3 protein-coding genes are annotated in these 11,894 nt (G+C 28.9%); 2 read left to right on the top strand and 1 reads right to left on the bottom strand.

What is annotated here, in order from left to right; translation table 4 throughout:
* The first annotated feature begins 269 nt into the window (after positions 1-269).
* Both VBM86_RS00630 and VBM86_RS00625 read left to right on the top strand, forming a co-directional pair.
* The gene (locus VBM86_RS00630) at positions 270-2,381 is read left to right on the top strand and encodes a lectin like domain-containing protein (RefSeq protein WP_323189522.1); all 2,112 of its coding nucleotides are present in this window, start codon (positions 270-272) and stop codon (positions 2,379-2,381) included.
* 694 nt (positions 2,382-3,075) lie between these two features.
* Positions 3,076-10,896, top strand: coding sequence for a hypothetical protein (locus tag VBM86_RS00625; protein ID WP_323189521.1), 7,821 nt, complete (start codon positions 3,076-3,078; stop codon positions 10,894-10,896).
* A 128-nt stretch (positions 10,897-11,024) separates the two neighbouring features.
* On the opposite strand, the gene VBM86_RS00620 is transcribed toward VBM86_RS00625, so the two are convergent.
* A complete protein-coding gene (locus VBM86_RS00620; RefSeq protein WP_323189520.1) occupies positions 11,025-11,855 on the bottom strand; it encodes an MAGa7180 family putative nuclease in 831 nt (276 codons plus the stop codon).
* Positions 11,856-11,894 lie beyond the last annotated feature (39 nt).

Here is an 11,894-nt window from a genome sequence, read left to right as displayed (position 1 = left end):
ATATAAGTAGAGTTTAAAAATTATAAAAAATGAGCTTCCAACTTGGAAACTCAGGGTTTATTAAATTCTGAAAAAGTTGATTTTTAAAGAGTTTTTTTATTAAAATTAGCATTTTTTATGACTTATATAACTAAAAAAGTAGCAAAATATTTTTTTAAATATCTTAAATTAACAATTAAAAGTTTATAAAATAAGCGATATTTGTTTCGACAATTTGACTTTCATTAAAATACTTTATAAAAATATTAATTTTTATTTAAAATAAATATATGAAATTAAAAAATAAAAAAATATTAACTAGTTTATTAGTTAGTCCAAGTTTATTGATACCTTTTAGTGTGATAAGCACAGCCACATCAGCTGATTCTGACGCACCAAAATTAGAACTTTTTCAAACTAAAAGTGCAGAAGAAATTGCAAGAATGCCTTTTTTTGATGCAAGAAAACACAATTTAGTTACTGACGTTAAGAATCAAGGTCATGAAGGTCTTTGTTGAGCATATACAATTGCTTCAATTTTAGAAACCAATATTTTAAAAAATAATATAGTGAATTACACTAAAAATTCTTTGGATATTGATGAACATGCAATTGATTACATAAGTAATAGTTGAAATCATAATGCAGATAAGTTAAATTTAAACCCCGATGCCAAAGAATGAAAAGGAATTTTAGGCACAGGAAATTATTTATCTCACGCATTTAATGGTTTGATGAGAAATACATCCCCAATTGCTCAAACTAATCAAACTGAGTTTCCTAATTTTGATAACCCTACAATTGCCAAAATTAAAAAAGCTGTAAAAATTAATCATACTGTTGATGATATTAAATTAGCGATTGCCAAATACGGTTCTGTGGGAGTTGCTTATGCTTTTAATGAAATGAATTTTCATCCTGACACCGTTTGATACAACGAACCAAATTCGATTATTATAACTAAATCACCTGAAGAAAGACATATCAGAAATCATGCTTCAGTTATTGTAGGCTGAGACGATGATTATTATGCATCTAATTTTGGGCCTGAAACACCGAAACAAAGAGGTGGTTTTATTATTAAAAATAGTTGAGGAACTAAAAAAATGCATGCTCAAGGCTACTTTATGCTTTCATACGATTCATTAGATTTAATTCATGAAGTAATGGCAGTTGAAGTAGAAAATAATAATGCATATCAAAATACTTACTATTATGATACAAAAAATTCATTTTCTTTATTTGCAACCGTTGATACTAACGAAAGAACAATGGCAAATATTTTCCCAGTTAAAAAAGCAAATGATGAAATTGTAGAAAAATTAAAGTCAATTAATTTTGCACTGAGAGGTTCAAATATTACTGCTGAAATCAAAATTTATGTTAAAAATTCTTCAATGTCTAATCCTGAAGATGGTGAACTAAAATTAATTAAAGAAGTGCAAATTCCAAATTCTGGTGATAAAGGATTTTATACAATTGATTTAAATGAAGAAATTATTTTAAACAAAGGTCAATATTTTTCAATCATTGTTGATGTCAATAATAAAGGTGAAAAAAACGTTGATTTGGTGGCAAGCGATGAAACTAGAGATATTTTGAGTTTTTATAAATATAATAATCAATGAGTAAATAGCAAAAAAAGTCTTGTTGTATTTGGAATTAAAGCTCATACTCTTGAAATTCCAATTAGTGAATTAAATAAAAGTACAGTAGTTAATGAAGAAAATAAAGAATTAGATGACAGTTCTGAAAATAATACAAATAATAATCCTAGTGAATCAGATACAGAAAATAATCCACCTAGAAGCGATGACAGTGAAAGTGAATCAGAAAGCTCTGAAGGTGAAGTAGAAACAGATACAGGCGCTAATATAGAAGAAGCATCAGATAGTGAGATTTCAAGAGAAGAAGAAACAAGTTCTCCAAAAACTGCTGATGAATCTGAAACAGATTCAAGTTCAGAAGAAAATAATTCGATTTCAAAAGAATCTGATGCATCTAATGTTGAAGACAATAGTTCACCAGTAGCTGAAGATACTACTAAAAATAAAAATATAACTGATGAAAGTTCATCAGAAGATGAAACTAATTCAAGTTCTGAAACAGGAACAGATTCAGCATCTCAAGATAATAATAAACCTACAACAGAAGATTCTGCAACTGAAAATAAAAATGCAATAAATGAAAATCCAACTACTAATGAAAGTTCAACTATAGAAAAAAATAATTCTAATAACAAAAAAGAATTAGAAGATGTTTCAATAGAATCTGAAAAATCTAAAACCAATAAAACACATGTTATTTTATGAAGTATTTTAGGTGTTACAACTGGAATTATAACTTTTGGTATAGCAACTTTCTTTATTGTTAAATTAATGAAAAAAAGAGTTAAAAAATAATTTAACTCTTTTTTTCTACTTTTAGAAGTTTAAAAGGTTTATTAGCAATTAGACCGATGTATTTATCAACCTGAAGACATATCAAGGGTTATATATAACTTTGTTTCTTAAGTTTAGTTTTACTTAAATTTTTAGTTTTCAAAATTAATGATTTAACTGGATTATCAAGAAAAGATAAATTTACAGAAAATAGATTAATTGACAGAATGAACAATGTCAAAGAAATCCAAGAAAAACTCAACAATCAAACTAATGAAACTATCAATATAATGCTATAACCAATAGTAAGCGTGTAGGATATAACAAATCTCACAACAAGTGTTCTATCTGAGTTGTCCAATGTTGAATTAATTAAATTAACTGTTACAACTAAGATGATGTCAATTATAAAATAAGAAAACCAATTTCATATAATGGAACATTTTCGATTGAGAATTTTTGATGTTTTGTATCTTATTCACTTCTAAGCAAATAGCTTTAAAATATTATTTACTTAAGTTCATTCTATTACTAAATCATTTCTCATATCACAAAAATATATTTTTCACATTTGTGAAAAATTAAGGTATTATGCAGATTAATTTGCAATTATATAATCCAAAAGTAAATAATTAAACTATAATTAGATTTGTAAAGACAAAAAGAAGTTTTGTCTTATTTAAGCATCAATTTATTTATTAAGAAGAGGTGGTTTATGAACAAAAATAAAAAGTTAATTATTGGTTTTAAATCAGCGCTTTTAATCATTATTCCATCGATTACAATTTCAACAGGTATTGCAGCTAATTTACAAGCTCCTGAAAGAACAGAACGTGTTAAATTAACAGAGGAAACAGCGAGAAAAATTAAAAATGCTGAAATAACAATGTTAGATGGTTATTATGATTCATTTATGTTGGATCGTCCAGTTTTAAATCCTAATGGTGACGAAGATGGTGATGGTATTTTAAATAAAGATGAGGTCTACACATTTGTAAAAGATGGTAAGACTTATTTTGGATACAATTCTCACCCATTCTTAAAAGATACAGATGGAGATGGAATTGCTGATAATAATGATGCTCATAAACTTAAATGAGATTTTTCACCTCGTGATGCTTTAATTTTCAGTAACTTATCTTACCGTAGTAAAGCTTTCTTGGATATTGAGTTTGATGATACAAATCGTGATTTATGAGAAGAAAATAAAGCATATTTTTTAGGTGAAGTTCCAGAAAATAAGCGAGATGAGCACGACAAAATTTTTGAAACAGTTCACAAAAATATGGCCCGTTATTGAAAAAGGTTTGAGTCTTGAGATGAAAGTAATGGATATCAAGCATCTTGATTAATTAACCAATCTGATTTTCCGTTCTTAGAAAACGACACTATTAGTGTTTTAGCAATTGCAGGTACTAATGGTGGAAATGATTACGATGATGATTTAGCTTTATTATGAAAAAAACCAGGTCAAGCAGAGAATGTGTGAATTTCTTTAGCAACAATAAGTCAAAAGCCTGTTTCAGAAATTTATTCTACTGGTCACTCATTAGGAGGCCATCTTTCAGAGTATGCACTTATTTGATCAAAAGGAAATCAAGAAAATAGAAGTATTGACAATTTTGTTAAAGCATATGGATTTAATGCTCCAAAAATTTCAAGTGCTTATTATGGGGCTATCAGTGACAGATTAATTAAAGAAGGTTGAGCACAACATTATGGAACAAATAATGATCCATTAAAAAAAGTTCCTGGCCACTTCCCAAGCACAATTTATGTTGGAGAAGGTTCTCACTCTGATACTAACTTCTTTGAAGATGAATGTGTATCAAAATACTTTACTTCAGGCGATAGAAGTTTATTTAAAGGTATTGCAGCACAACCTATTCTAGATCAATTGATAGTTTCAAAATTCTGATATAACGTTCAATTATTCTCAAATAGAACACCTTCAAATGTATGAGGTCCAAAAAGAATAATGGAACAAAATACTGAACGTTTCTACAAAAGAATTAAGAATATGGTTCCAGAGCACTATCGTTTAGTTGATAGCGCACAAGAAATAGCTTCAAAATTTCCATTAAATAGGGATACTAACCACAATACAAATATTAATTACCAAATCCCAATTACTCCAATAGACCATACTGTAACTTATGTATTCAAGGATAATACTGGAAGAGAAGTAGATAGAAGAACATTTACGGTCAATGTTGAAAATCAATCATATGAAAAACCTCAAATACCTAATCACCCACTACGTAAGCACTTCACATACAAAATGCAAAATATGTCAGAAGTCCCTTACACAACAAACTTCTGAGTTGATACAACTTATGAAATCAATTTAGTTCCTGAATTAAGAGATAATACAATTGATAATTTAGAATACTTATCAGATGAACAAAAGACAGCTGCTAAAGATCAAATGCGTGCATCTTCAGATAATGATGAAATTGACAGAATTATGAAGAATGCTCAGGATTTAAACCAACTTATTCACAAATTTAATGAAGCTAAACAATTTAAAAACAAACCTGATTTTACAGAAGCTGATAAAAAATTTAAAGATGCATTTACAAATGTATTGGATGAAGTTGAAAACACTTTATCTTCAGAAGAATTTACAATTCCACCAGTAAGTTATGCAGTTTTATTAAATAAATTAGAAAAAGCTAAAAATGACTTAAATGGTTTACATAATTTAGGTGTAGCAAAAACAGATGCAATTGAAAGAATTCATAATTCAGAATACTTACCTGAAAATCAACAACAAAATGCTATTGCTCTTATCGGTCGATGTGAAGAAATAGCTGAAGTTAATAAGATTTTAGAGAATACTCTTCAAGCTGAAGCAGCATACGCTGCATTACAAACTGCTACAAATAAAATAAAACAAGTTGATTATTTACAAGCTACACCAAGTCTTCAAGATGAATTTATTAAAGCTAAAGATTCTTTAACAGGATTTGATAGAAATATTGATTTTTCAGAACGAATTCCTGGACTTGAAGAATTAACAGATAACTTAGTTAGAAAAATAAATGCCCTTGATGGAGTTGATAGATTAACAAAAGCTAAAAATGCTGCCAATGCAGTAATTGCAAATTCAGCTTTATCAAAAGAACAAAAAACAAAAGCTACTAAACTAGTTGAAAATTGCACAACACTTGAGTCAGTTGATAGAATCCAAAACAATGTTTCTAAAGTAAATGAAGCTATTAACTTAGTCAATAATATGACTTCTGAAAAACAAACACAAAACTACATTGAAGCAGATGATGATTTACAAACTAAATTCAATACTGCTTTAGATACATTATCAAGTGTTAAAACTTATTCAGATTTTGAAAACTTACCAAATAACTTAAGTGAAAATTCTGAAACATTAACAAGTGCACAAAGAAATCTAAATGGCGCTTCTAAATTAGTTTTAGCTAAGAATACGGCTAAATATGAAATAGAAAATATGAGTAACTTACTTGCATATTTAGCTAAAAAAGCTGAACAAGAAATTGATAATGCAAAAACTATTGCAAGTGTAAATACATTAAAAGAAAATGCTTCTGCATTAAACACAGCTGTAACAGTTACTAAGCAAGCAAGAGATGTAAAAGAAACTATTGCTTATAAAGAAGCGACATCATCAAAACAAGATGCACTTACTGAATCATTAAATAACTTTATAAAAGCACTTGCTGCATACACAAGTTTTGCTAATAAACTTCCAAATATTGATACTTTAGTATCAAATATGAATGATGCTATTGCTTCGCTTGATGGAGTAAAAAACTTAAATGATCTTAAGACACAAACAATCACTCAAATTAAGAGCTTACAAAACTTAAGTGGTCAAGAGAAAAATGGTTTAATTTCTGAAGTTCAAAATCAAAATTCATCAGCAGATGTAAGATCTAAATTTGTTAAAGCTCAAAAACAAGATTTAACAAATAAGGTTGCTTCATTAACTAACTTATCAAACGCACAAAGAAGTTTATTGACTAATGAGATTAATAAAGATGCATTTAATTATGAAAACGCTAGTGCAGTTGTTTCAAATGCTTCTGAATTAAATAATGTAATCCCATCATTGAAGCAATCAATCAATCACGCATATGAAGTTAAACAATCAATTAACTACAGTTATGCAACTGAAGAGATTAAAAATTCTTACAACAGTGCATATGATGAGATAGTTAATGCAATCAATGTAAATGATTTTACAAACCCAATTCCTAACTTAAACTCATTATCAAGTTTCTTATCATCAGAAGAAGCTGGATTAGATGGAGTAGCAAATAAAGAATTATTAGATGCAAAAACATCTGCTAAAGAACAAATTGATAGATTAGAAAAATTATCAAACACACAAAAACAAGTAGCTAAAAATCAAATTGATGTTAAGACTACAGTTGCAGATGTTAACTTATTAAAAGACTATGCAACTAAAATTAATGGTGCAATTGATAAATTGGACAAAGCAATCGAAGTTAAAGAAACATCAAATTACAAACTTTCTGATATAGATAGACAAAGAGCGTTTGATAATGCTATTAGCGCATTAGAAAACATAAGAACAGTAGATAACTTTAATGATGTCGATTCTTATTTAGATAACAAACTAGGTACATTGTCAGATGCAGAAACACGATTAAACGGTGACAGCAAGCTTATTGAAATAAAAAAACGTGCAATAACATCGATTGATGATTTAGAGAATTTAGCTACAGAACAAAAATTAAAAGCCAAAGAGCAAGTTAAATTAGCTACAGAACCTGTTATTGTGCAAAAAATTGCAGATAATGCTGAAGATATTGATTTTGTTTTAGGAGCCTTAAAAGTTGCAAATAAATCAATCAGGACAATCAGATATTCATCTGCATCAGAAGGTGCTCAAAAAGAATTTAATGAAGCTAAAAAAGCTGCTGAAGTTTATGAAAATACAATGGACTTTACAAAAGATTATTTTAATTTAGATTCTATTGGTAATAGATTATCAAATGCTGATAGAGCACTTGATGGAGTAAAAAACTTAGATGATGCTAAAGAATTAGCGAAACAAAAATTAGGTGATTTAATCCATATATCAGATGATCAATTCACTAATGTTTTCAATCAAATTGATCAAGCGGTGACATCAATACAAGTTGAAACTGTTATTACAAATGTAACAAATATTGATAAAGCTATTGAACAATTAAAATTAGCCAAAAAAGCTGAAGACACAATTGAGTTTAGAGAAGCAAGTAAAGAAAAATTAAAAGATTTAACCAATGCGGTTGATGCGCTTAAAGGTGCTAAAGATGTTTTAGATTTCAACACTGTCGCTATCGAAGATATCGAGAATAAAAATAATACTCTTAAAAATGCTATTAAACATTTAGATGGAAGAACAAATTTAGATACAGCTAAATCAGATGCTAAAGCTAAATTACCTACTTTAACACACTTAAGTGCTAGCCAAGTAACTGCTGCTGATAGTTTAATTGATTCTGCTACAACAGTTCAAGGTGTTGAAAACATTATTGCTAACGTAACAAATGTTGATGATGCAATAGAACAAGTTGATTCATTAAACAAACTTAAAGAAGATTCAAAACCTAAATATACACAAGCAGAAGAAAGCTTGCAACTAGCTGCAAATAATGCACTTACACCATTAAAAGATACAAAAACATACGAAAACTTCACAAGCCCATATGTTGATGACGTTGTTGCTAAGAAAGAGGCACTTAAAAATGCTATTGATGCACTTGATGGTGACAGAAAATTAGCTGATGTTAAAGCAGAAGCTAAAGAAGTTATTGAAGCATTAAATAAGTTATCAAATGATTCACAAAAAGAAGCTGCTAACAATTTAATTGATTCAGAATCGATTGACACAATTGAAAAAGTTAACGCTATTGTTGAACGTGCTAAAGAACTTAATAATGCTTTACAAGCTCTTGAAAATGCAAACGCAGAAGAAATAAAACCTAACTACACAGAGGCATCAATAACACCTACAGATAAAAAATCAGAATTTGATGCTGCTAAGGCAAAAATCAATGCAATCAAGGGAACATGTGACTTTAGTCAACCAATTGCAAATATTGTTGAAGACACAAATGCGCTTAATAATGCTGTTAGAGATCTTGATGGTCAAACCAACTTAGAAAAAGCACAAGCTGGTGCTAAAGCTAAATTAACTGAATTAACACACTTAAGTCCTGACCAAATTAGAAAAGCAAATGGTCAAATCGATACTGCTACAACAGTTCATGGAGCAAAAGACATTGTAACAAACGCAACGAATGTTGATGCTGCTATTGAACAAATTCAAAGATTTAATGATGTTAAATCAAAACTACAATTTACAGAAGCTAATTCAGGTAAAAAACAAGCTGCTCAAACAGCATTTGATAACTTAGAAGGTGTTGAATCTATTATGGATTTTAGAACAAGTCAAATTTATCAAATCACAAACAAAACAGAAGAACTTAAAAACGCAATTAGTTCACTTGATGGTCAGCAAAACTTAGATACTGCAAAAGCTACTACTAAAGCTGCTATTGATGCATTACCTAACTTATCAGATGATGGGAAGAGAGATGCTAAAGTTGAAGTTGAAAAACAAACAACTATCACTAATGTCGCTGACAAATTATTAGAAGCTCAAAAACAAGATGCTAAAAATAAAATTGATCAATTAACAAACTTATCAGACGAACAAAAAACAGCTGCTAAAGCTCTAATTAATTCAAAAACAACTAAAGAACAAATCGATACGATTGCAGCTAATGCAGAAAAAGTCAATAGTGGAATTAAAACACTTAATGACGAAGTTGCAGTAAAAGAAGAAGTTCAATACAAACAAGCATCAGATGATGTTAAAACAAACTTTGATAATGCTGTAACTGCATTAGATGGATTATCAAGCTACACAGACTTTGAAACTCCGTTTGCAGAGTTAGATGCTAAATTACAAGTTGTATCTGAAACTAAAGGTTTATTGAATGGCAAAGATGGATTAGCTGATGCTAAAGCAAAAGCTAAAGAAGCTATCGAAGCACTTGAAAACTTAACACCAGTTCAAAAAGATGCTGCTAAAAATGAAATTGAAGCTAAAACATCAATTGCTAAAGTTGAAGAAAAATTACTTGAAGTTCAAAAAGAAGATGCTATAGCTAAAATTAACTCATTACCTAATTTATCAGAAGCTCAAAAGAAAAAAGTTATTGAATTAGTGAAAGCTAAATCAGATAAGACAAGAATTGATAAAGTGGTTTCAAATGCATCAAGCATTGATGCAGCAATTGCTAAAGTGGAATCTGCTAGAGAAGTTGAATCAGAAATCAAATACACACAAGCTTCAAACCAAGGCGCATTCGATGATGCAGTTACTACTTTAAACGATTTAACAACAATGCTTGACTTTGAAGAATCATATGCTAACTTAGATAACAAGTTAGATACATTAAAATTAACTCACGATGCTCTTGATGGTGCTGATAGATTAAAAACAGCTAAAGAAGAAGCGCTTGCTGCTATCGAAGCTGCTTCAAACTTATCAGATACTCAAAAAGACACTGCGAAAAACGAAGTAAACAACTTAAATGAAGTTTCTAAGATTGATGACATTAAAAATAATGCTAAAGCAATTAACAGCGCACTTGATGTTGTTAAGAATGCTGAAGATGTAAAAAATAAATCTCAATATACACAAGCTTCACAGGAAAAACAAGTTGCATTCACAAATGCACTTGATGTCTTACATGAACTTAAAACTAAAGATGATTTTAATACATCAGTTGAAAGTCTTAATGAGAAATTAGATGCATTAAGAGATGCTCTTAATAATCTAGATGGTGATGTAAAATTATCAGAAGCAAAAGCTAAAGCTAATTATGCGATAGATAACTTAACTAACTTGACAGATGAACAAAAAACAAAAGCTAAAGAATTAGTAAACACACAAACATTAGTTGATACTATTGAAAACATTCTGACAAATGCAGCAGATGTTAATAATGCATTAGAGGTGTTTAATGAGGTACAAAAAGTTAAATCTACACCTAACTATACAGAAGCTGATGCACATAAAAAATGAGCATTAGATAATGCATTAGCAAAATCAACTGAATTAAGTAATAAATTAGACTTTAACAATAGTTTGCAAGACTTAAATGAAAAAGTTAATCCAGTCATTGAAGCTAAAAAATCATTAAATGGCGATTCTAATTTAGCTACATCTAAAACAGATGTAAATGCAGAAATTAATAAGTTGAACAACTTATCAAGCGAGCAAAAACAACAATTTATTTCTGAAGCTAATGGACAAGTAACTGTTCAAAAAATTAAAGCAGTATTAGAAAAAGCTCAAAAATTAAATGAATCATTAAAACATGTCGATAATAAACCTGAAGAACCTACAAAAGTTGAAGAAGGTAAAAAACAAGGTGCTCCTGGTTGAATTTATGGAGTTATAGTTCCACCAATTGTTGCAATCGCTACAGGTTTAGGGTTCTTATTTAAGAGAATTTTTAGAAGAAAATAGAAATTCATAAACAAAAAACTTACATTTTAAGCGGTGTAAGTTTTTTGTTTTTTCTTAGCTAAAAATACTAAAACACCTTGCACAAAGGTGTAAAAAATATTAACCATTATCTGGTTAATAAGTTTTTGCTAAGCTTTTACATTAAAATCTGCTTTACCTTCTTGTTTTCATTTGTTTAAAAGTTTTTCTCATTCTTCAAATGTTTCACATTGTAAGTATTCAAGTTGATCTTTGTTAATTAAAGGGTCAAATTTAGGGGATTTGTTTGTATTTGTGTAATGATAGTATCATTGTTTAACTTTCTTAATATCATCTTCAACATCTGCTCTATTGACAGGGAATGTGTAAGATTTCATCCTTCTTTGATTAATATCCACATTTTCAGGGTTTAAATAATCTCCCAAATCATCTCTTAAAAATAAAGCAATAATTGAATAATGACTAGCACCTTTTAAATATGAATAAAGTTGCGCTTGTTTTCTATATGAAGGGTCAACATCCTTGTCACCTCAAAGTTCATATTTTTTATCTTGTGCTGTTTTAATTTCAAGAATCATATTTGTTGAAGGAATGTATCCATCAGGAACTCCCATAATAACATCATCTTTGTCTTTGAAATAGTTATATTCATAATCAGCAGCAACAAAGTTTTCAATCACTACATTAGGGTGCATCTTTCTTAAGAAATCAAATATTTTAGGTTCTAAAATAGTCCCTGCATTAATGTATTTTTGTGATAACACAGGTAATTTTAAGTGTGCAATGTGACAAAATGCATTAAATTCATTTTTGAATGCATCCTTAATTAAAATCTCAGAAACGGTGCTTCCTCCGATTTTTTTGTATTTTAAAAACTTATTATCAGATTTAAGTTGCTTAATCATATGATCTTTTAAAACAATAACACTATTCTCTCAATCAATCTCATAATCTCTTTTGTTGTAATATTGTCTAGCCATATTCTTATTTTAAATTATTTTTTTACTTAAAATCAAGTT

This window comes from Mycoplasma sp. 21DD0573 (assembly GCF_034863425.1).
Lineage (GTDB): Bacteria > Bacillota_I > Bacilli_A > Mycoplasmatales > Metamycoplasmataceae > Mycoplasmopsis.
The sequence above is the reverse complement of the archived record's forward strand: the minus strand, read 5'-3'. Positions and strand labels throughout refer to the sequence as shown.